Source organism: Streptomyces koelreuteriae (assembly GCF_018604545.1).
Classification (GTDB): Bacteria; Actinomycetota; Actinomycetes; order Streptomycetales; family Streptomycetaceae; genus Streptomyces; species Streptomyces koelreuteriae.
Genome location: NZ_CP075896.1, coordinates 4,924,924 through 4,946,475, shown reverse-complemented (window position 1 = coordinate 4,946,475; position 21,552 = coordinate 4,924,924). Strand labels below are relative to the sequence as shown.

General features: G+C 71.2%; 18 protein-coding genes and 1 tRNA gene. 13 read left to right on the top strand and 6 right to left on the bottom strand.

The features are described from left to right. Nucleotides 1-238: 238 nt before the first annotated feature. From KJK29_RS22450 to KJK29_RS22435, 4 genes are all read left to right on the top strand, one after another. Nucleotides 239-1,732, top strand: coding sequence for an MFS transporter (locus KJK29_RS22450; RefSeq protein ID WP_215120941.1), 1,494 nt, complete (start codon nucleotides 239-241; stop codon nucleotides 1,730-1,732). A 20-nt stretch (nucleotides 1,733-1,752) separates the two neighbouring features. Continuing rightward, entirely contained in the window at nucleotides 1,753-2,253 is a 501-nt protein-coding gene (locus KJK29_RS22445; protein WP_215120940.1) for a GNAT family N-acetyltransferase, read from the top strand. A 153-nt stretch (nucleotides 2,254-2,406) separates the two neighbouring features. Beyond that, nucleotides 2,407-2,841 carry a DUF485 domain-containing protein gene (locus tag KJK29_RS22440; protein WP_215120939.1) on the top strand — a complete coding sequence of 145 codons (435 nt, stop codon included), beginning with the start codon at nucleotides 2,407-2,409 and terminating at the stop codon, nucleotides 2,839-2,841. A gap of 29 nt (nucleotides 2,842-2,870) precedes the next feature. Next, the gene (locus KJK29_RS22435; RefSeq protein WP_370869207.1) at nucleotides 2,871-4,451 is read left to right on the top strand and encodes a sodium/solute symporter; all 1,581 of its coding nucleotides are present in this window, start codon (nucleotides 2,871-2,873) and stop codon (nucleotides 4,449-4,451) included. 91 nt (nucleotides 4,452-4,542) lie between these two features. Here KJK29_RS22435 and KJK29_RS22430 read toward each other — a convergent pair whose 3' ends face one another. The 4 genes from KJK29_RS22430 to KJK29_RS22415 form a co-directional block, all read right to left on the bottom strand. Then, complete coding sequence (locus KJK29_RS22430; RefSeq protein ID WP_215120937.1) at nucleotides 4,543-5,445, bottom strand: coiled-coil domain-containing protein; 903 nt, start codon at nucleotides 5,443-5,445, stop codon at nucleotides 4,543-4,545. Nucleotides 5,446-5,589: 144 nt separating this feature from the next. Further along, nucleotides 5,590-6,051, bottom strand: coding sequence for a carboxymuconolactone decarboxylase family protein (locus KJK29_RS22425; protein WP_215120936.1), 462 nt, complete (start codon nucleotides 6,049-6,051; stop codon nucleotides 5,590-5,592). Nucleotides 6,052-6,218: 167 nt separating this feature from the next. Next, complete coding sequence (locus KJK29_RS22420; protein ID WP_215120935.1) at nucleotides 6,219-8,867, bottom strand: SUKH-4 family immunity protein; 2,649 nt, start codon at nucleotides 8,865-8,867, stop codon at nucleotides 6,219-6,221. 8 nt (nucleotides 8,868-8,875) lie between these two features. Next, nucleotides 8,876-9,880, bottom strand: coding sequence for an SMI1/KNR4 family protein (locus tag KJK29_RS22415; RefSeq protein WP_215120934.1), 1,005 nt, complete (start codon nucleotides 9,878-9,880; stop codon nucleotides 8,876-8,878). A 378-nt stretch (nucleotides 9,881-10,258) separates the two neighbouring features. On the opposite strand from KJK29_RS22415, the gene KJK29_RS22410 reads away from it, so the two are divergent. Both KJK29_RS22410 and KJK29_RS22405 read left to right on the top strand, forming a co-directional pair. Continuing rightward, nucleotides 10,259-10,879: a YwqJ-related putative deaminase gene (locus KJK29_RS22410; RefSeq protein WP_215120933.1), complete on the top strand. Its 621-nt coding sequence runs from the start codon at nucleotides 10,259-10,261 to the stop codon at nucleotides 10,877-10,879. A gap of 74 nt (nucleotides 10,880-10,953) precedes the next feature. After that, a complete protein-coding gene (locus KJK29_RS22405; protein ID WP_215120932.1) occupies nucleotides 10,954-11,448 on the top strand; it encodes an SUKH-3 domain-containing protein in 495 nt (164 codons plus the stop codon). Between the two features lie 24 nt (nucleotides 11,449-11,472). Here the strand turns inward: KJK29_RS22405 and KJK29_RS22400 are convergent, their stop codons facing one another. Next, on the bottom strand, nucleotides 11,473-12,771 hold the full coding sequence (locus tag KJK29_RS22400) for a sensor histidine kinase (protein ID WP_215120931.1): 1,299 nt from the start codon (nucleotides 12,769-12,771) through the stop codon (nucleotides 11,473-11,475). 168 nt (nucleotides 12,772-12,939) lie between these two features. Between KJK29_RS22400 and KJK29_RS22395 the strand changes: the two genes are divergently transcribed. The 7 genes from KJK29_RS22395 (at nucleotide 12,940) to KJK29_RS22365 (ending at nucleotide 18,595) form a co-directional block, all read left to right on the top strand. After that, a complete protein-coding gene (locus KJK29_RS22395) occupies nucleotides 12,940-13,800 on the top strand; it encodes a terminase gpP N-terminus-related DNA-binding protein (RefSeq protein WP_215120930.1) in 861 nt (286 codons plus the stop codon). A gap of 14 nt (nucleotides 13,801-13,814) precedes the next feature. Then, nucleotides 13,815-13,890: transfer RNA gene (locus KJK29_RS22390), tRNA-Gln, on the top strand. A gap of 131 nt (nucleotides 13,891-14,021) precedes the next feature. Beyond that, the gene (glmU, locus tag KJK29_RS22385; protein WP_215120929.1) at nucleotides 14,022-15,467 is read left to right on the top strand and encodes a bifunctional UDP-N-acetylglucosamine diphosphorylase/glucosamine-1-phosphate N-acetyltransferase GlmU; all 1,446 of its coding nucleotides are present in this window, start codon (nucleotides 14,022-14,024) and stop codon (nucleotides 15,465-15,467) included. A 147-nt stretch (nucleotides 15,468-15,614) separates the two neighbouring features. Next, a complete protein-coding gene (locus KJK29_RS22380) occupies nucleotides 15,615-16,595 on the top strand; it encodes a ribose-phosphate diphosphokinase (RefSeq protein ID WP_215120928.1) in 981 nt (326 codons plus the stop codon). A 186-nt stretch (nucleotides 16,596-16,781) separates the two neighbouring features. Continuing rightward, nucleotides 16,782-17,378: a 50S ribosomal protein L25/general stress protein Ctc gene (locus tag KJK29_RS22375; protein WP_215120927.1), complete on the top strand. Its 597-nt coding sequence runs from the start codon at nucleotides 16,782-16,784 to the stop codon at nucleotides 17,376-17,378. A gap of 69 nt (nucleotides 17,379-17,447) precedes the next feature. Beyond that, nucleotides 17,448-18,050, top strand: a complete 603-nt coding sequence (gene pth, locus KJK29_RS22370; protein WP_215120926.1) for an aminoacyl-tRNA hydrolase — start codon at nucleotides 17,448-17,450, stop codon at nucleotides 18,048-18,050. 41 nt (nucleotides 18,051-18,091) lie between these two features. Beyond that, nucleotides 18,092-18,595 carry a hypothetical protein gene (locus tag KJK29_RS22365; RefSeq protein ID WP_215124406.1) on the top strand — a complete coding sequence of 168 codons (504 nt, stop codon included), beginning with the start codon at nucleotides 18,092-18,094 and terminating at the stop codon, nucleotides 18,593-18,595. Nucleotides 18,596-18,671: 76 nt separating this feature from the next. On the opposite strand, the gene ppc is transcribed toward KJK29_RS22365, so the two are convergent. Beyond that, a complete protein-coding gene (gene ppc, locus KJK29_RS22360) occupies nucleotides 18,672-21,404 on the bottom strand; it encodes a phosphoenolpyruvate carboxylase (protein ID WP_215120925.1) in 2,733 nt (910 codons plus the stop codon). Nucleotides 21,405-21,552: the final 148 nt, after the last annotated feature.

Genomic DNA, 21,552 nt, shown 5'->3' with positions numbered 1-21,552 from the left:
CCAGGTTAAGGACGGACCCCTCCGCGTCTCGTCCTCCGCCGGTACGAACCCTCCCCAGGTCGTAGTACGGAGGTACCCCTAGGGGCAGTCCACCGAAGGGTGGAGTCCTTCTCAGGGTCGGCTCCACCTCACGGCCCAGTCAGGCTCCACCCTCCCGTGACGTCAGGGTCAAGTGGGAAGCTGTCCTTCGGGTAAATAGGTGCAAGGGGCAGGCAGGCGCGAGGGGAAGGCACCCGGGGTGGGAAGCACCAGTTCCGCGGCACGTGAGGCGGCTCGTCCCGCGACGACCGGCCGGCGCGGGGCCGTCGTCGCCGCGCTGATGCTCTCGATGGCGCTGGCGGCGCTCGACTCCACCATCGTCTCGACGGCCGTGCCGCAGATCGTCGGGGACCTCGGCGGATTCTCCGTCTTCTCCTGGCTGTTCTCCGGCTATCTGCTGGCCGTGACCGTCACCCTGCCCGTCTACGGCAAGCTCTCCGACACCTTCGGCCGCAAACCGGTCCTCGTCGTGGGCTCGGTCGTCTTCCTCCTCGGCTCCCTGCTGTGCGCGCTGGCCTGGAACATGGAGGCGCTCATCGCCTTCCGCGTCGTGCAGGGCCTCGGCGGCGGCGCGCTCCAGGGCACGGTGCAGACGCTCGCCGCCGACCTGTACCCGCTGAAGGACCGCCCCAAGATCCAGTCGAAGCTCTCCACGGTGTGGGCGGTGTCCGCGGTCGCCGGCCCTGGTCTCGGCGGGGTGCTCGCCGCGTACGCGGACTGGCGGTGGATCTTCCTGGTCAACCTGCCGATCGGCGCGGTCGCGTTGTGGCTGATCGTGCGTCATCTGCACGAGCCGGAGCGGGAGACCGTCGCCCACGCGCGCGTGGACTGGGCCGGCGCGCTCGCGGTGTTCGCCTGCGGCGGCGTCCTGCTCGCGGCCCTGGTGCAGGGCGGAGTGGCCTGGCCGTGGCTGTCGGCGCCCTCGCTCGCCCTGTTCGGTACGGGACTCGCCCTGGTCGCGGTGGTGGTGCTGGTGGAGCGGCGGGCCGCGGAGCCGATCATCCCCGGCTGGGTGTGGCGGCGCCGCACGATCGCCGCGGTCAATCTCGCCCTGGGCGCGCTGGGCCTGCTGATGGTGGCGCCGACGGTGTTCCTGCCCACCTACGCCCAGGGCGTGCTGGGCCTGGCGCCGGTCGCCGCCGGATTCGTGCTCTCCGTATGGACGTTGAGCTGGCCCATATCGGCGGCCCTGAGCCAGCACGTGTACCGCAGGATCGGCTTCCGCAACACCGCGATGCTGGGCATCGGCGCCGCCGCCCTGATCCTGTTCGCGTTCCCCTTCCTCCCCTACCCGGGGCAGGCCTGGCAGCCGACGCTGCTGATGCTGCTGCTCGGCGCCGCGCTGGGCCTGTTCCAGTTGCCGCTCATCGTCGGGGTGCAGTCGACGGTGGGCTGGGCCGAGCGCGGTACGACGACCGCGTCGGTGCTGTTCTGCCGCCAGACCGGCCAGACGATCGGAGCGGCCCTCTTCGGCGCCGTCGCCAACGGGGTGCTGGCCGCGCGGCTCGGCGGGGCGAGCGACCTCGACTCGGTGACCCGGGCCCTGGACTCGGGCAGCGCGCCCGAGGCGACCCGGCGGGCGATCGCCGACGCGGTGCACGCCGTCTACCTGGGCGCCTCGTGCGCGGCGGCCCTGGCGTTCCTGGTGCTGCTGTTCCTCGCGCCCCGGAAATTCCCGGTGCTGGGGGACTGAGCGTCCGTATCCTCCCGCCCATGCCGACCCTGGAACCACTCCGAGCCGATCACGCGGACGCCCTGCTGGCCTTCGAGCAGGAGAACCGGGCGTACTTCGCCCGCACGGTCCCGGACCGCGGGGACGTCTTCTTCACACCGGCGGGCTTCGCCGAACGCCTCCGGTCGCTCCTGGCGGAACAGCACGCGCGCGCGTGCCGCTTCCATGTCGTCCTCGGGGAGGAGGGGAACCTGATCGGCCGGGTGAACCTGATCGACGTGGCGGACGGCAGCGCCGAACTCGGCTACCGCATCGGCGAACAGGCGGCGGGCCGGGGCGTGGCGACGGCGGCCGTCGCACAGGTGTGCCACCTGGCCGCCACCGACTACGGCCTGACGTCCCTCACCGCGGCCACGACCCTGGACAACCCGGCCTCCATGAGAGTCCTGGCCCGCAACGGTTTCACGCGGGTGGAGGAGGCGATCGTGGGCGGCCGCCCGGGAGTCCGCTTCCTACGCCGACCACTCCGTCAACGGGGGTAACACCCAAGGTCAAAAAGGCAAGCGCATACCGACCAATCAGTTTGGCGAAACCCTCGCGCTGCCCCGGTACTCCGAAGTAACGTGCGTGGCCGCCCGCCCCCCACCTCCCTGCGGCCCGCCGCACCGGATCCAACCCTCGCAAGGAGCACCGGGATGTCTTTCGACCCGCCGCCGTCCTACCCCTATCCCCCACCCGATTCCTCGCCCTCCTACGACACCTACCCCTGGCAGCCGCAGCAGCAGCCCGAACCGCCGGAGCGGCGCCCCCAACGCCACACCGCGCTCGGGCACCACAGCGACCTGCGGGTCCTGCGCAGCGCCTACCGCTGGCAGCGGCGCGTGGCCACGCTCACGGCGCTCGGCTACTTCACCCTGTTCCTGATCCTGTCGGCGTTCGCCCCGTCGTTCATGACGAGCACCGTCACCGACGGCCTGCCCACCGGCCTGCTCCTCGCGCTCATCCAGGTCCCCGTGACCTGGCTGGCCATCGCCCTGTACGAGCAGACGGCCCGGCGCCGCGTCGACCCGATCGCGGACCGGATACGCAAGCAGGCCGAACTGGACGCCAAGCGGGAGAGTGCACGGTGATCAGCGAGTTCAGCGGCAACGCCCAGGCGATGTCCCTGGTGGGCTTCACCTCGGTGGCCACCATCACCCTGCTGCTGTGTGTGATGACGGGCCCGGACCGGGACGACCTCGACGAGTTCTACACCGGGTACAGCTCCCTGTCCCCCATGCGCAACGGCCTGGCGATCGCCGGCGACTACATCTCCGCCGCGACCGTCCTCGGCACCGGCGGCGTGATCGCCCTCTTCGGCTACGACGGCACCGTACTGGCCCTGAGCACGGCCCTGTCGCTGATGCTGCTGATGTTCCTGCTGGCGGAACCGCTGCGCAACGCGGGCCGGTTCACCATGGGCGACGCGCTGACCCGCCGGATGCCGGGACGCGGTGTGCGGATCGCGGCCTGCGCGGTGACGCTGGCGGCGCTGCTGCCGCTGATGCTGGTGCAGTTGGCGGGCACCGGGCAGCTGATGGCGTTCATCCTCGGCTTCTCCGGCGAGTCGATGCAGACGGGCTGCATCATCGGCGTCGGCGCGCTGATGATCAGCTACGCGGCGATCGGCGGCATGAAGGGCACCGCCCTCATCCAGATCCTGAAGATCGTGATGCTGCTCGGTTCGGGCATGGTGGTCGCGCTGCTGATCCTGAACCGCTTCGACTGGGACCCGGGAGCCCTGTTCGGCGCGGCCGCCGCCAACAGCGGCGTCGGCTCGGCGTTCCTCTCGTCCGGCCTGCAGTTCGCGGGCGGCCCCAGCCCCGGCCTGGACATGATCACCGCGCATCTGACGGTGGTCCTCGGCGGCGGCGTCCTGCCGCACGTCACCATGCGCATGTACACCGCCTCCAGCGCCCGGCAGGTGCGGCGTTCGATGTCCTGGGCGGTGTCGGGCGTGGCCCTGTTCGTGCTAGTCATCACGGTCATCGGCTTCGGCGCGACCGCGCTGGTCGGCCGGGCGGCGATCGCGCAGGTCGACCCGCAGGGCAACACCGCGTATCTACTGGGTTCGCAGGCGGCGTTCGGCGCGGAGGTGTCGACGGCGGAGACGTTCCTGTTCACGACCGTCACCACGGCCGTCTTCCTCACGCTGCTCGCGTCCGTCGCCGGCATGATCCTCGCCTGCGCCAACTCCCTCGCGCACGACGTGTTCGCGGCCCGGGTGCAGGAGATGTCACCGCGCCGCGAGATGACACTGGCCCGGCTCTCGGCGCTGGGCGTGGGCATCCCGGCGATCCTGCTGGCCACGCTCGTCCAGCACCGCAGCCTGCAGCCCCTGGTGACGCTGTCGTTCTGCCTGGGCGCCTCGGCCATCGCGCCCGCGCTGGTCTACAGCCTCTTCTGGCGCCGCTACACCCGGACGGGCCTGCTCAGCACCCTCATCGGCGGCTCGCTGGCCGTCCTGCTGCTGATGCCGGGCACCAACCTGGTCTCCGGCTCGCCCGTGTCGGCCTTCCCCGACGCCGACTTCAACTGGTTGCCGTTCACCACGACGGGCCTGTTCTCCATACCCCTGGGCTTCGCCTGCGGCTGGCTGGGCACGGTGGCCTCCGGCCGCAGGAAGTCGGAGGAACAACGCCACCAGTACGAGGCGGTGGAGGGCTGGATCCTCGCCGGCGCGGTACGAAGGAGCCGCTGACCGGAACGGCACGGGTACGACGCCCCGGCCTCGCGAACGAGCGGCGGCCGGGGCGTCACCCACCCGCGACCGTGCCTCATGCAGGCCGGTGTCACTCCCCCGCGGGCCCCGGCGGCCCCGCCGGTCCCGCCCACGCCGCCAGGCTGGCGTGCACGCGGTCGATATGGGCCCGTACGTCCTCTCCCTGTTGCTCGTGCGCGCGCAGCAGCCGCTCCGTCTCCTCCTCGACGCGGTCCGCGTGCTCCCGGGCCTGGGCGACCAGCTCGGCGGCACGCTCCTGCGCCTCCTCCTGCCGGCTTCGGGCCGACTCCTCGGCGTCGGCGAGGGCCTGCTCCGCCTCGGACAGGGCCCGCTCGGCACGCTCCACCGCCTCGGTGTGCCGCGCGTCCAGCTCCTCCGCCCGGGCGGCCTCCTCGCGCTCCACCTCCGCCCACCGCTCGGCACGCTCCTTGTCCCGCTCGGCGAGCATCCCGGAGGAACGCTGCCGCATCTCCCGCAGCGCGGCCAGCGCCTCACCCCGCTGCTCCTTCGCCCCGCACCGGACCGAGACACGGATCTCGTCGGCCTCCGCACCCGCCACGAGCAGCCGCTGCCGGGCCCGTTCATCGGCGTCGGCCCGTACGGCGTCGGCATCCGCCTGAGCGGACTCGCCCACCTCGGCCGCGGAGGCCCGCGCCTCCTCCACGAGCCGACGCGCCTCCTCCCGCGCCCTGTCCCGGACGGCCGCGGCCTCCTCCTGGCCGAGCGCGAAGAGCCGCCGCGCCCCCGCCCCGAGGGACTCGTAGTCCTGCGGAGCCAGCCCCGCCACGGTCTCCCGCAGCAGCTCCAGCTCCGCCTCCATCTGCCGGGCGAGCACCGTCAGCCGGGCAGCCCGCTCCCAGGCCGCGTCACGATTCTGGGAGACGGCCTCGGCGTACCTGTCCACCTGCTCGGGACGGTAGCCACGCCCCCGCCCGGCCACGAAGCCGTGCGGCGACACCGACGCGCTGCTCATCCTGGAACCCCTCTCCACCTCACCGACGCGAAGCCACACAAGAAACGGGATGATTTCGCGCACATCTTGGTGGATCAGGCAGAAGGGTTCATAACGCGACACTCCGCACAGAGGTCACGGGCCCACGACCGGACCGTACGGCCGTCAGCCCCACGTGGTGCCGACGGGCTCCTGGATGGTCGTGTTGATGCGGTTGAACATGTTCGTGAGCGAGACGGTGAGGATCAGCCCGGAGAGCTCCTTCTCGTCGAAGTGATCGGCCACCTCGTCCCACAGCGCGTCGGGAACCGACTCCTCCGAGAGGTCCGCGAGCCGTGTCATGGCCTCCGTCAGCTTCAGCGCCGCCCGCTCGGCGTCCGAGAACAACGGGGCGTGACGCCAGGCCGCGACGGCACTGATCCGCTCCTCGCTCACCCCGGCCTTGCGGAGGTTGACGGTGTGCCCGTGCACACAGGCGCCACAGCCGTTGATCTGACTGGCGCGCAGCCCGACGATCTCCGCCAGCTCCTGCCCCAGACCGCCCTCCCCGATCGCCTGGAACAGGGTGCCGATGCCCTTCATCGCGCCGGGAAGGACATACGCCGGGTTCGTCATCCGTGCCTGCATGATCTCTGCCTCCTGGGTCGGCGGTGCGTGCGCTGCTGTCACTGCTCTGACGAAGCGGCACGAGGAGATGTGACAGCCGGCCCGGCACGAACGCGGCACGAGAAAGCCGGGCCCGGTCTCACGACCGGGCCCGGCTTGTCTCACCGCTGGTCAGCGGCGAGGAGGTGTCACAGCAGTCCGTCCCACATCTGCTCCAGCAGCACCGACCACCAGCTCTCCGGCGACCCCAGCGCCGCCGGGTCGAGCGCGGCGAGCTGCGCCTGGAAGTCGACGGTCCAGCGGCCCGCCTGCTCCTGGTTCAGCCCGAACCGCAGCCGCCACATCCGCCCGAGCAGCGCGAGGCAGCGCGCGAACTCCGGCAGCCCGGTGTTCACGAACTGCGGCGGTACGGGCGCCCCGCCCGGCCCCGCCTCCACCGGCACGGCGACGATGTTGGCCGTGCCGTACTGCACGCAGATCGCCTTGCCGAAGTCGCTGCCCATCACCAGATAGGAACCCGCGTCCGAGGCCGGCTGCACACCGCGCTCGGCCGCCAGCTCCGCCAGCGTCGGAACGGGCCGGCCCGGCTGCGCCTGCGCCCAGAAGAACGGGCCCATGTCCATCGGCAGACCGGCCGCCACCAGCGTGTGCGCCACGACCGGCGGCACCCCCTGACGGGACACCGCCGCCTGCTCGAACCGGAACACACCCGGCCCGAACGCGGCCGCCAGCTCCTGCGCGATGGCCTCCGGCGGAACCGGCGGCGCCGCCTGCACCGGCGGCAGCGGAGCACGCACCGGCGCCGGACGCGCCGGACCGTCCGCCACCTGGTGCAACTCGCCCTGATGGGCCAGCAGCTGCTGCATGCCCTGCTGCCGGCTCGCGTGGTCCGTACCGTACGGCGCGATGCTCGTGATCCGCGCCTGCGGCCACTGCTCCCGGATCATCCGCGCGCAGTACGCACCCGGCAGCTCGCACGACTCCAGCTCGGTGTGCAGCTCCAGCACCTGGTCCGGCGGCACGTTCATGGCCCGCAGCTCGTGGAAGATCTGCCACTCCGGGTGCGGCGTACCCGGCGCCGAACGCCGGATCAGCTGCTGCTCGGAACCGTCCTGCGCGCGGTAGCGCAGCACGGCCTGGTAGCCGGGACCGACCGTCGGCTGCCCGGCGGGCGGCTGCGGATAGCCGTACGCCTGCGGCGGCCCGGGGACGGGCTGACCGGGCGGCGGCACCGCACCGGGCGGCACCGCACCAGGCGGCATCGCGCCGGGCGGCATCGGCGGCGCGCCGGGGGGTGCGCCGGGAGCCTGCGGCGGCGGAGGCACACCCGGGCCACCCGCCGGGGGCGGCGCGGCCAGCATCGTCTCGGCGTGGTGCACGGGTCCGGCGCCGGGCGCGTTCGGAGCGCCCGGGGGCTGGGGGGCACCCGGCGCACCGGGAGCACCGGGCGGCCCCGGGGGCTGAGGCGGCTGCGGCACACCCGGCGCACCAGGCGGCCCAGGAGGCTGAGGCACGCCCGGGCCCGGCCGACCGGGATCGGCGAACATCGTGGCGGCATGGTGGACCCCACCCGGGGGCGTACCACCAGGGGCACCAGGAGGCTGCGGCGCACCAGGCGCACTCGGCGCACCAGGCGGCTGCTGCGGAGGCGGCGGCGCACCCGGGCCCTGCGGAACGGGACCGCCAGGCCCCTCAGGACCGAGCGCCGACACCATCTGCGTCGGCACATACCCACCCGCCGGAGTCCCCGGCGCACCGGGCCCCGACGGCGGAGGCGGAGGCGTATCCCCCGGCCGCGCACCCGGCGTACCCGGCGCGCCCGGCGGAGGCGGCGTGGTCGGACCCGTACCCCGGCCACGACCGGGCGGCGGAGTCGCCTTGCTGGTCGCGGCGTCGGCGATGTCCCCAGCGTTCGGCGCGAGCGGCCGCTCGGGCACACCCGGCCCGGCCGGCGGCTGCGGATAGCCGTACGGCTGCCCACTCGGAGCGGGCGGCGGCGTACTGCCCTGCGGCACACCGGCGGGCGGCGTACCCGGCACACCCTGCGGCGGCGTACCCGGCACACCGGGAGCGGCGCCCTGCGCGTCCACCCCGGGCCCAGGCCCGTCCACCGCCGGCGTGACCGCGGTCCGCGGAAGCTGGCTCCCGCCCGCGATCAGCGCCGTCTTGGCGTCGGACGCCGTCGCGGGCGGCGGCGTGTCGTCGTCGGCCTCGCTCAGCGGCGGCGCGAAGACCGTCGCGGGCAGCGGTACGGAACGGTCGTCACCGCCATCGCCGTTGGTGTCCGTACCGGCCCAGGGCGTCGCCCCCGCGGGCGCGGCCGGAGCCACCGGGCCGGCCGGAGCACCGGGAGCACCGGAGCCGTCCGAGTCGCTCCCCCCGGCGGCCGGCCACGACGCACCGCTCCCGGAAGCGGAATCAGCTGTGGAACCAGAAGGAGCGGCAGCCCCCCGCCGATCCGGAATCCCCAGCTTGTCCGCCGCGTCCTGCAACCACTCCGGCGGAGTCAGCAGGAAGGACGTCTGGTTCAGATCCACCCGCGCGGGCGGCGCCGGCGCCGGCTCGTCCACCGCGTCCGGACGGCCGTACTCCTCCTCGTACCGGCGGATCACCTCACCCACCGGCAGCCCGGGCCACAGCGTCGCCTCACCGCTGTCCCGCGCGATCACCAGCCGCTGCGCACCCCCGTCCGAACGGGGCCCGTCCGCACGGTCCTCGGCCCACACCACGAACCCGAGGTCGAACTCCCGCACCCGCACCTCACGATGCTGGTACGACGGCAGGTCGCCGTTGATCCACTCTTCCGCGCGCTCCTGCGCCCGAGCGAAGGTCACCATCGCCGAAGTCACTCCCCCACAGCCGAGGACGACACCGCACCCACCGGCACCACACGCGCGAACCCGCCGTCCACCATCAGGTTCGCCACCGTCTCCAACTCCGGCGGATTGCCCGCCAGCCGCGACAGGAAGACGTCGAAGTCGTCCCCGCACGGCAGCAGCAGCCGCTCCACCCGCTCCGCCGGCGGCGTCGAGGGATCCACGTCCCGCGCGTCGTCGTACGCGCAGAACCACACGGAGCCGATCCGCTCGCCCTTCACCTTCACGGCGAGCAGCCCGCCCTGGACGAAGGAGACGCCCAGGTAGTCCTTGGTCAGATGGTCCCGCAGGCACTTGTTGACGTACACCAGGTCATTGACCGCGGCCTCGTCCCGCACCGTGAAGAACGGCTGATCGACCAGCAGCCCCAGCTCCGCGTCGAGCGCGGCACCCACCGGCGCGCAACCGCCCGCCGCCTTCAGGAACGACCGGTACGCCCCCGGCAGCCGGTAGCCGAGGTCCTCCTCGACGCCCTGCACCTGCGACTCCGTCACGGCCACACCCGACTTCGGCAGCCCGAAGTGCGCCGGACGCGTCTCCTGCAGCGGCCGCGTGCCCCGCTTGGCATGGTCGACGCCCGACGTGGCCACACCGCCGTGATGCCGCAGCAGCGCCTTCACCTCGACCGGGACCAGCTCAAGCCGCCGCGAGGCGACCGCGTGATGCCAGGTCCAGCCGTGCGGCGTCGCCACCGCCGGCACCGTGTCCCACAGCTCGTGCCCGGACGCCGACAGCGCGCTGTTCGCCGACACATAGTCCGTCAGCCGCAACTCGTCGACGCCGAACCCCTCCGGCGGCTCCGCGATCTCCGCGACCGCGCGCGCGTAGGGCGAGAAGTCGGGGTAGCCACGCTCGTCGACCCGTACCCCTCTCGGGTGACGGGCCGCCCGGACCGGGTCCGGGAAATGCACGACCTGCCCGGCGTAGGCCGCGTTCGGCGGCGCGGCTTGCTGCCCGAGCCGACCTGTCGTCATGGCGGTTGCCCCCTGCGGCACTCTGTACGAACCGTATTGACCACTCTTGGCGCACTACGACCCGTATCGACTGTCACGTCTGTCTGTCTCGACTTCTCTGCACTTCCCTGCACGCGCCGACCCCGCGGATCACCCTCCGGTTCACTGCATCGATCTCCGAACGGATCACCGCATCGCCTGCGGTGCCGACAGCCTATGCGGTACGACGACACCGGTCACCGGCACCGGCCGGCGCCCGCTCCGCTTCCGTGACCAGCCGTCACCCCACCGTGACGGCACACCCCGGAACGGGCGTGTCGCCGCGCCCCAGCTTCCGCACCAGCCACGGCATTTGGCAGTCTGTGACCCCCGGGGGGATGCACGGAGGGGTAGACGATCATGAACGCGACGCAGACGGGACCACACACCGGCAGGTCCGCCGACCCACGAAACGGCGACCCCCGGCACGGCGACCCGCTCCACGGCGACCCACGCGGCACCGACCCCCGGGCCGGCGACCCGAGAGCCGTCGACCCCCGCGGCGGCGACCCCCGCATCGGCTGGAGCACCACCGAAGCGGCCCACGCCCCCGCCCTCCACCACCGCCGCGACGGCATCCTCCCCACCGTCGCCGCCGCCCTCTCCGTCCGCGGCGCCACCCTCACCGGCACCGCCGCCCGCGGCGACACACCCCCCGCCCTGCACCCCCTCGTCCAGGACTTCCTGGACACCCTCACCAGCGCCCAGCGCGACCGCTTCACCGGCCGCTGCGCCGAAACCATCCTCATCTCCCGGCACATCGCGGCCGCCGACACCGCCCGCAGCAAACGCGCCGCACGAAAACCCATGACCAACGGCGAGGCCCGCAAAGCCCTCAAGCAGGCCAAACTCACCGCCCGGCACATCCGCGAGGACGGCGACCCCCTCCACGGCACCTTCGCCACCCCCTGCCGCGCCTGCACCGCCCTCAGCGCCCACTTCGGGGTCCGCATAGTCGACCCGGCGTCCCAGAACGACTGACACCCACCCCGACACCCCCACGCCCACCATCCTCACGCCCGCCACGCCCACGGCCCCGACGAGACGAAGCGCAGATGCACACCGACCGCACCTCCTCCACCCGCTTCGCCGTACCCGTCGACGCGGCCCTGCGCGCCGCCGGCTGGCAACCCGGCCGCTGGGACATCAAGCAGGCCGAATACTGGGCCGACGCCCTGCGCGACCACGTCTCACCCGCCGGCCACCGGCACACCGTCTTCCCCGCCGCAGTCGAGGCCTGGGCCGAATTCGGCGGACTCCACATCGCCCCCACCGGCCCCGGCCGCCAGGTCGCCCCCGCCACCCTGCACCTCGACCCCCTGCACGGCCTCCACATGGCCCGCACCCTCGGCGACCTCGGCCGCGCCCTCGGCACCGAGGTCTGCCCCCTCGGCGCCGAGACCGACAGCCGCTCCCTCGTCGCCATCGACACCGACGGCCGCGTCTACACCCTCGACCACACCGGCGACTGGTACCTCGGCCAGGACATCGACCAGGCCCTCTCCACCCTCGTCGCCGGCACGGAACCCGTACGCCTCACAGCGAGCTGACGCCCACCCCCGCAACGACGGGCCCTACGACGCCGGAATCACCGCCGACACCCGGAAACCCCCCGCGTCCGTCGGCCCCGACACGAACACCCCGCCCAGCGCCGACACCCGCTCCTTCATCCCCACCAGCCCGTTCCCCCCGGACGGCAACCGCGCCGACGACGCCGCCGCCTCCGGCGGCTCGTTCTCCACCTGCATCGCGATCTCCGACACCCGATGCGCCAGCCGCACATACGTCTTCGCCCCGGCCGCGTGCTTGTGGACGTTCGTCAACGCCTCCTGCACCACCCGATACGCCGTCTGCTCCACCTCCGGCGCATACGGCCGCTCGTCCCCCTCCACGGACAGATCCACCACCATCCCCGCGGCAGCCGACTGCCCGACCAGCTCCTCGATCTCCGCCAGACACGGCCCCTCGTCATCGGCGGCCCGCGAAGCAGCCGCCGCCGCGGCCGCACCCACCGCCGCCAACGGCACCGACGCCGCCCGCTCACGCCGCTCGTCCCCACCACTGCGCAGCACCCCGAGCATCTCCCGCAACTCGGTCAACGCCTGCCGCCCCATGTCCCCCACCAGCGCGGCGTTCTTCACGGCCTTCTCGGGATCCTTCCGCGCCACCGCCTGCAACGCGGCGGCGTGCACGACCATCAGACTCACCCGGTGCGCGACCACGTCGTGCATCTCCCGCGCGATCCGGGTCCGCTCCTCGTTGCGGGCCCACTCGGCCCGCTCCTCCGCCCGCTCCGCGAGCAACTGCAACTCCCGCTCCAGATCGTCCGCACGCTCCCGCAGGCTCTCCATCAGCCGCCGCCGGGCACCCACATACAGCCCGAGCAGCACGGGAGGCGCCGTGAACCCCACCGACATCGTGATCGCGGCGAAGGGCACGAACCAGTCCCCGATGTCCAGGTCCCCCCGCGACATGTCCTGCCGCGTCTTCACGAACGTCACGATGAGCGTCCCCAGCAGCGACATCCCCGCCAGCGAGGCGAGGATCCGCCGCGGCAGCTCGCACGCGGCCAGCGTGTACAGGCCGACGATGCCCATCAGAAAGCCCATCTCGGCGGGCGTGATGGCAATGGAAACGAGCACGACGGCGATCGGCCACCGCCGCCGCACCAGCAGCACGGACCCGGCCAACAGCCCGAACACCACCCCCGCCGGCACCGGGATCCCCGCATCCCTGGCGAACGGAATGCCCTCGAACCCGCACTCCAGCGCGGACGCCACGGCCAGACTCACATCGAACACGGCGCTACGCCGCCTGGCCCACCACCACGGCCCTCCCCGGGCCGTCACATGGTCTTCCCCCGTCGCGGTCATGCCCTCCAGCCTAAAGGCGCCCACCGCCGGTTTTCCGGTGAGTTTCCCGGACTGGCCTACACCACACTCCGTGACCGTTCAGACGCAATACCACCCGATATCCCTCGAACTGCTGAATCGCACACCGTTCGACCCCGGAGTCTCCCATTCCGCCCGGACGGTATGCGTATGACACATGCACCCGGCAAATACGCCGACTTCGAGGGGTTGCGGGAGAGGGCGGTGGCGTTGCGACGCGCGGGCTGCAGCCTGCGCCAGATCCGCGACGAACTGAAGATCTTCAACAACGACATCCTCAACCAACTCGTGAAGGGCGAACCGCCCCCGGCATGGACGAAGCGCCCGAACGCGAAGGACGACCTCCGCGAACGGGCCAGGGAACTCCGATTCCAGGGCTGGACGTACGACCGGATCGAGGCGGAGCTGGGATGCTCGCGTAGCTCGGTGTCGCTCTGGGTGCGGGATCTGCCGAAGCCGGAGCCGCGCTACACGCCGGAGGAACAACGGGCGCTCATGCAGGCAGGCCTCACGCGCCTCCGCGCCACACAGGAGGAAGAACGCCGGAGCATCAGAGAGAGCGCAGCGCAGGAAGTCGGCGACCCCACTGACAGGGAGCTGTTCCTGACGGGAGTCGCGCTGTACTGGGCCGAGGGCTCCAAGAGCAAGCCGTACGACCGGCGCGAGCGAGCCATCTTCGTCAACAGCGACCCGGGCGTGATCCAGGTCTACCTCGCCTGGCTCGACCTGCTCGACGTGAGTCGGGAACGCCTGCGCTTCCGGGTACTCATCCACGAATCGGCGGACGTGGACGCGGCTCACCGATTCTGGGCGGAGCTGGCCGACATCGACCCCTCGGCCTTTGCCAAGCCGACGCTGAAGAAGCACAACCCGAAAACCGTCCGCAAGAACACCGGCGACGACTACCACGGCTGCCTCGTCGTCACGGTGACCCGAAGTGCCGAGCTGTACAACCGCATCGAAGGCTGGTGGAGCGGCATCGTTGCCCATGCCGAAGCACGTCTCCGGTAAGGTCTGAGGCGCTGTCCCCCGTGGTGTAACTGGCAGCACACTGGTTTTTGGTACCAGCAGGACAAGGTTCGAATCCTTGCGGGGGAGCCAGCGGCATTCAAGGCCGGAGTTCGGGTCCTGACCGATGTGTCCCTTGTCAGGCCCCACACCCACGCCCCCCACAAAACCCCCCGGTATCCTGCGGATGAAACCCCACCCCATCCACAGCCGAAGGGCATCCCGTGAGCGCCAACCGCCCGGCAGCCGTCGTCGTTCTCGCAGCGGGTGAGGGCACCCGTATGAAGTCGGCCACACCCAAGGTCCTGCACGAGCTCTGCGGTCGCAGTCTCGTCGGGCATGTGCTCGCCGCCGCGGGCGAGCTGCACCCCGAGAACCTGGTCGTCGTGGTCGGCCACGCCCGTGAGAAGGTCACCGCCCACCTGGGCGAGATCGCCCCCGCCGTCCGCACCGCGGTGCAGGCGGAGCAGAACGGCACCGGGCACGCCGTACGGATGGGACTCGAAGCGCTCGGCGGATCCGTCGACGGGACGGTTGTCGTCGTGTGCGGGGACACCCCCCTGCTCACCGGCGCCACCCTCGACGCCCTCGCCGCCACCCACTCCGCCGACGGCAACGCGGTGACCGTGCTGACCGCCGAGGTCCCGGACGCGACCGGCTACGGCCGCATCGTCCGCGACGACACCGGCGCCGTGACCGCGATCGTGGAGCACAAGGACGCCACCGACGCGCAGCGGTCGATCCGTGAGATCAACTCGGGTGTGTTCGCGTTCGACGGCCAGCTGCTCGCCGACGCGCTGAAGAAGGTGCGGACGGACAACAGCCAGGGCGAGGAGTACCTGACCGACGTGCTCGGGATCCTGCGCGAGGCCGGGCACCGGGTCGGGGCCTCCGTGGCCGGTGACCACCGGGAGATCGCCGGCATCAACAACCGCGTGCAGCTCTCCGAGGCCCGCCGCATCCTCAACGACCGGCTGCTGACCGAGGCCATGCTCGCGGGCGTCACGGTGATCGACCCGGCGACGACCTGGATCGACGTCACCGTCACCTTCGAGCAGGACGCCGTCGTCCACCCGGGCACGCAGCTGCACGGCGCGACCCACCTCGGCGAGGGCGCGGAGGTAGGGCCCAACACCCGGCTGACCGACACCCGGGTCGGCGCGGGTGCCCGCGTCGACAACACCGTGGCCGTGAGCGCCGAGGTGGGCCCGGCCGCGTCGGTGGGGCCGTATGCCTACCTGCGTCCCGGGACCCGGCTGGGTGCCAAGGGCAAGATCGGGACGTACGTCGAGACGAAGAACGCCACGATCGGGGAGGGGACGAAGGTGCCTCACCTCTCCTACGTGGGTGACGCGACGATCGGTGAGCAGTCGAACATCGGCGCCGCGAGCGTCTTCGTGAACTACGACGGGCAGGAGAAGCACCACACCAACATCGGCTCTCACTGCCGTACGGGCTCGGACAACATGTTTGTGGCGCCTGTCACGGTGGGGGACGGTGCGTACACCGCCGCCGGGTCGGTGATCACGAAGGATGTGCCGCCCGGTTCGCTGGCCGTGGCCCGTGGTCAGCAGCGGAATATCGAGGGTTGGGTGGCTCGGAAGCGTCCGGGGAGCGCGGCCGCGAAGGCGGCGGAGGCGGCTTCCCGGGAGTCGTCCGACGAGGGCTGACCGGAAACCGGTGCGTCAAACACGGCGTACGGTGATAAGTGCACACCCGCACCCCCACCAGTTGAGACGTCCTCTCGCGAGCCGGCGACGAGGTCTCTCGACCCGAGATCGAAACCCCAGCTGCGACACCTCTGAGGAGACAGTGCTGTGACCGGGATCAAGACGACCGGCGAGAAGAAGTTGATGTTCTTCTCCGGCCGCGCCCACCCCGAGCTTGCCGAGGAGGTCGCCCACCAGCTGGGTGTCGGGGTCGTCCCGACGAAGGCCTTCGATTTCGCCAACGGTGAGATCTACGTGCGTTACCAGGAGTCGGCGCGTGGCGCCGACTGCTTCCTGATCCAGAGCCACACGGCTCCGATCAACAAGTGGATCATGGAGCAGTTGATCATGATCGACGCGCTGAAGCGCGCGTCGGCCCGGTCCATCACGGTCATCGTGCCGTTCTACGGTTACGCGCGGCAGGACAAGAAGCACCGTGGACGTGAACCGATCTCGGCGCGTCTGATCGCGGACATGATGAAGACGGCGGGCGCGGACCGCATTCTCACCGTCGATCTGCACACGGACCAGATCCAGGGCTTCTTCGACGGTCCGGTGGACCACCTGTTCGCGCTGCCGCTGCTGGCGGACTACGTGGGCCGGAAGGTGGACCGGGAGAAGCTGACGGTCGTCTCGCCGGACGCGGGCCGGGTGCGGGTCGCGGACCGCTGGTGCGACCGGCTGGGCGCGCCGCTGGCGATCGTGCACAAGCGTCGGGACAAGGACGTCGCGAACCAGGTCACCGTCCACGAGGTCGTGGGTGAGGTGAAGGGTCGCGTGTGTGTCCTGGTGGACGACATGATCGACACCGGTGGGACGATCTGTGCCGCTGCCGACGCGCTGTTCGCGCACGGTGCGGAGGATGTGATCGTGACGGCGACGCACGGTGTGCTGTCGGGTCCGGCCGCTGACCGGCTGAAGAACTCGCGGGTGAGCGAGTTCGTGTTCACGAACACCCTGCCGACGCCGGGTGAGCTGAGCGGGGACCTGGACAAGATCTCGGTGCTGTCGATCGCGCCGACGATCGCGAGCGCGGTGCGTGAGGTGTTCGAGGACGGTTCGGTGACGAGCCTGTTCGACGAGCAGTGAGGGCTCTCCCGGAGCTCCTGTAGATCGTTTTGGGTGCGGCCTCCCTGGCCGAGTAGACTGCTGCAGTTGCTCGGCGAGGGAGGCCGTTTCCCGTTGTGGGATCGGTGGTCCGTTATCGACGCGCTCTTCGTAGCAGGCCGTTCGTGGCCGGGTGACCACGTCCGTTTCTGACTTCGAGGAGTGATTATGTCCGAGGTGAAGATCTCCGCCGCGACGCGCACCGAGTTCGGCAAGGGTGCCGCGCGCCGTATCCGTCGTGAAGACAAGGTTCCGGGTGTCCTGTACGGGCACGGTTCGGACCCGCTGCACGTGACCCTGCCGGGCCACGACCTGCTGATGGCGCTGCGTACGCCGAACGTCCTGATCGCGCTGGACATCGACGGCAAGACCAAGGAGCTGGCGATTCCGAAGGCCGTGCAGCGTGATCCGCTGAAGGGCTTCCTGGAGCACGTCGACCTGCTGCTGGTGAAGCGTGGCGAGCAGGTCAACGTCGACATCTACGTCCAGACCGAGGGTGAGCTGGCCCCGGGTGGCTTCCTGCTCGAGCACGTGCTGAACGCGCTGCCGGTCCAGGCCGAGGCGACGCACATCCCCGAGTCCGTGACCGTCTCCATCGAGGGTCTGTCCGCCGGCGACTCGATCCTCGCCAAGGACATCACGCTGCCGAAGGGCACGACGCTGGCCGTCGAGGAGGACACCGTCGTCCTTCAGGTCCTGGCCGCGCAGGCCGAGGAGGCCCCGGAGGGTGAAGAGGCCGAGGGCGAAGAGGCCGCTGAGGCCTGATCCTCTTCGTCGTCGTTTCGTCGGCCGCTGTTCCCGTGCGGAGCAGCGGCCGACGCGTATGAAGGAGACATGGACGTGACGACCGATGCCGCTGCTCCCTGGCTGATCGTGGGGCTGGGCAATCCGGGGCCGGAGTATGCGGGCAACCGGCACAACGTGGGTTTCATGGTGGCCGATCTGCTGGCGGATCGTGTCGGGGGGAGGTTCAAGCGGGCGGGGAAGGCGCAGGCGCAGGTGATCGAGGGGCGGATCGGGCCTCCTGGGCCGTTGAACCGTCGGGTGATCCTGGCGAAGCCGATGTCGTACATGAATCTGTCGGGCGGGCCGGTGAACGCGCTGCGGGACTTCTACAAGGTGCCGGTGGCGCATGTGGTGGCGATTCATGATGAGTTGGACATCGATTACGGGACGTTGCGGCTGAAGCTGGGCGGCGGGGACAACGGCCACAACGGGTTGAAGTCGATGACGAAGGCGTTCTCGGCGGATTATCACCGGGTGCGGTTCGGGATCGGGCGGCCGCCGGGGCGGATGCCGGTGGCGGACTTCGTGCTGAAGGACTTCTCCTCCGCGGAGCGCAAGGAGCTGGACTACTTCGTGGACCGGGCGGCGGACGCGGTGGAGTGTCTGGTGATCGAGGGGCTGGAGCGGGCGCAAGGTACGTACAACTCCTGACTTGTCACCCCGGGAGTTGACCGGCCGTGCGGGTATGGCCAATGATCCCGGCCATGCCCCCCACTGCCACCGCCCCTCGCCGGAGCTCTCGTGCCGTGCTGCGGTTCGGTCGGTTCGCGGCGATGGGTACGGTCGCCGCGCTGATCCTGATCGCGGGTGTGTGGGCGTCGTGGGGTACGGCGCAGCATGTGATGCTGACGAAGGGCCGGGAGCGCGGGACGGTCGATGTGACGCGGTGCGGGCCGGACTTGTGCACGGGTTCGTTCACGCCGCTGTCGGAGGGTGCGCAGCCGCGGCCGAAGGTGGAGCTGGAGAAGTCGGTCGCCGTGGAGCGGGGCCGGACCTACACGGTGGTCCTGAAGCCCGGCGGTGATCACGCGGTCCGTTCGGGCCCGGCGGGGATTCTGTACGCGTGGATTCCGCTGGGCGGTGCGCTGTTGCTGGCGTCGGTCGTGGTGGCGGGCGGGTTGTTGCGGACGCGGGTGGCGTGGGTGCTGGCGTTGTCGGGGTTCGGGTTGCTGACGGCGGCGTTCTTCGCCGTGTGAGGTCTGTCGGGCATACGAGAGGTGCCCCCGGGTTCGTACGGATACGAACCCGGGGGCACCTTCGTCGTGTTGTGGCTCAGCCGGTGTTGCGCAGGCCGGCTGCCACGCCGTTGACGGTGAGGAGCAGGGCGCGGGCGAGCAGCGGGTCGGGCTGTTCGGCGGCGCCGACGGCGTCGCGCTGCCGCTTGAGCAGGGCGACCTGGAGGTAGGAGATCGGGTCGAGGTAGGCGTCGCGGATGGCGAAGGTCTGCTTGAGGACGGGCGCGGCGTCGAGGAGTTCCGCTTCGCCGGTCACGCGCAGTACCTCACGCACGGTCAGTTCGTGCTCGGCCTTGATGGTGTCGAAGACGTGCTTGAGCTCGTCGGGGACGAGGGTGTCGACGTAGTGCTGGGCGATCCGCAGGTCGGTCTTGGCCAGGGTCATCTCGACGTTGGAGATGAAGTTGCGGAAGAAGTGCCACTGGCCGTGCATCTCGTCGAGGACGGTGTCGAGGCCTGCCTCGCGCAGTGCCTTGAGGCCGGAGCCGACGCCGAACCAGCCGGGGACGATCTGCCGGGACTGGGTCCAGCCGAAGACCCACGGGATGGCCCGGAGCCCGTCGAGGCCGGCGCCGGTGTCGGGGCGGCGTGAGGGGCGGGAGCCGAGGTGGAGGTCGGCGAGCTGGTCGACGGGGGTGGAGGCGAAGAAGTACGCCGGGAGGTCGGGGTCCTCGACGAGCCTGCGGTAGGCGCCCTCGGCGGCCTCGGAGACGACGTCCATCGCGGCGTCCCAGCGGGCCAGGGCCTCGTCCGACTGGCGGGGGGCGGTGTGCAGGGCGGATGCCTGCAGGGTGGCCGCGACGCTCAGTTCCAGGTTCTCCCTGGCCAGGGCCGGGATGAGGTACTTGTCGGAGATGACCTCGCCCTGCTCGGTCACCTTGATCTCGCCCTCCAGGGTGCCCCAGGGCTGGGCGAGGATGGCGTCGTGGGTGGGGCCGCCGCCGCGGCCGACGGTGCCGCCGCGGCCGTGGAAGAGCCGGAGGCGGACGCCGTAGCGGTGGGCGACGTCGCGCAGGCGGCGCTGGGCGCGGTGGATCTCCCACTGGCTGGTGGTGATGCCGCCGAACTTGGAGGAGTCGGAGTAGCCGAGCATGACCTCCTGGACGTCGCCCCGCAGCGCCACGAGCCTGCGGTACGACGGGTCGGAGAGCATCTCCTCCAGGATGGTGTCGGCGGCCTTGAGCTCGTCGGTCGTCTCCAGCAGCGGCACGATGCCGATCTTGGCCCAGCTGGCGTGCAGGTCGATGAGTCCGGCCTCGCGGGCGAGGACGGCGGCGGCGAAGACGTCGTCGGCGCCCTGGCACATGGAGATGATGTACGACTCGATGACCTCGGGTCCGAAGACCTCCAGGGCCTTCTTCACGGTCTGGAAGACGCCGAGGGTCTTCTCGCCGGGCGCGTCCACGGGCGCCGGGGTGGGCGCGAGGGGGCGGCGGGAGCGGAGCTCCTTGGCGAGCAGCCGGGCGCGGTAGTCGCGGGGCATGTCCGCGTACCGCCAGGATTCCTCGCCGAGCCGGTCGAAGAGCTGGCCGAGGGCGTGGTGGTGGGCGTCGGCGTGTTCGCGGACGTCCATGGTGGCGAGCTGAAGGCCGAAGGCGGCCAGGGTGCGGATGGTGCGGGCGAGGCGGCCGTCGGCGAAGAGGCCGCCGCGGTGCTCGCGCAGGGAGCTCTGGATGATCCGCAGGTCGTCCAGGAGCTGGCTGGTGCCGAGGTAGTCGCGGCCCGGGACGTGCGCGGTGCCCTTGGCGAGGCGCTTCTTGGTGTTCTCCAGCTTCTGCCGGATGCAGGTGGCCTTGAGCCGGTAGGGCTCCTCGGCGTTGAGGCGCTTGTAGCGGGGGCTGATCTCGGGGAGGTTGTCCAGGTCGGTCTGGAGGGAGGTCAGCAGTTCCTCGGTGGCGCCGGCGTAGCGGATGGAGTTGGACAGGAAGCCGCGCAGCTCGTCGATCGTCTCGAGGGCGTCGTTGATGCCGTGCTCATGCTGGAGGATGAGGACGTCCCAGGTCACCTGGGGGGTGACGTTGGGGTTGCCGTCGCGGTCGCCGCCGATCCAGGTGCCGAAGGTGAGGGGGCGGGTGTCGTCGGGGAGCTTGACCCCGGCGCGCTCCAGCTCGGCGGTGAGGTCCTCCAGGACGTCGCCGACGGCGTTGGCGTGCAGTTCGTCCAGGTAGTAGATGGCGTTGCGGGCCTCGTCGGCGGGCTCGGGGCGGACGACGCGCAGTTCGTCGGTCTGCCAGACGAGGTCGATGTTCTCGGCGAGCCGGATGTCGAGGCGGCGACGGTCGGACTCGATGACGGGGGTGTCGAGGAGTGCGGCGACGCGCCGGAGCTTGTTCAGGACCGACCGGCGCGCTGCCTCGGTCGGGTGGGCCGTGAACACGGGACGAATATTGAGATTCCGAACCGTCTCGCGCAGGTGTTCGGGATCGGCGTCCTTGAGCCGGTCGGCCGTACGGGCGAGCAGTCCGCCCTCGGCGGCGCGCCGGGCGCGCAGCTCGCGGCCTCGGTGGACCTGCTCGGTGACATTGGCCAGGTGGAAATAGGTGGAGAACGCGCGGACCAGCTTGGCCGCGGTCTCGAGTTCCGTGCCGCGTAGCAGCTCGGCGGCGGCCTCGCCGTCCTCACGGGTGAGGCGGCGGACCTTCTCGACGAGGTCCAGGAGCTCGGGGCCCTCCTGCCGGACAAGGGTCTCTCCTAGGAGGTCACCCAGTCGGCGGATGTCGGCACGCAGCTCACTGCTCGTCGTCGTGGTCTGGTCGTCGGCACTGCTCACAGGTGCGGCTCCTTGCAGTGTTGAAGCTCGTCTGGGAGGGGCACCCGGACGGCGTCTCGCGCGGCGTGCGCCGCATACGGGCCGGACATCCGGGAAGAAATCAGAGCGGACCGCGCTGTCCGACCGACTCCAGGATAGGTGTCGGCGG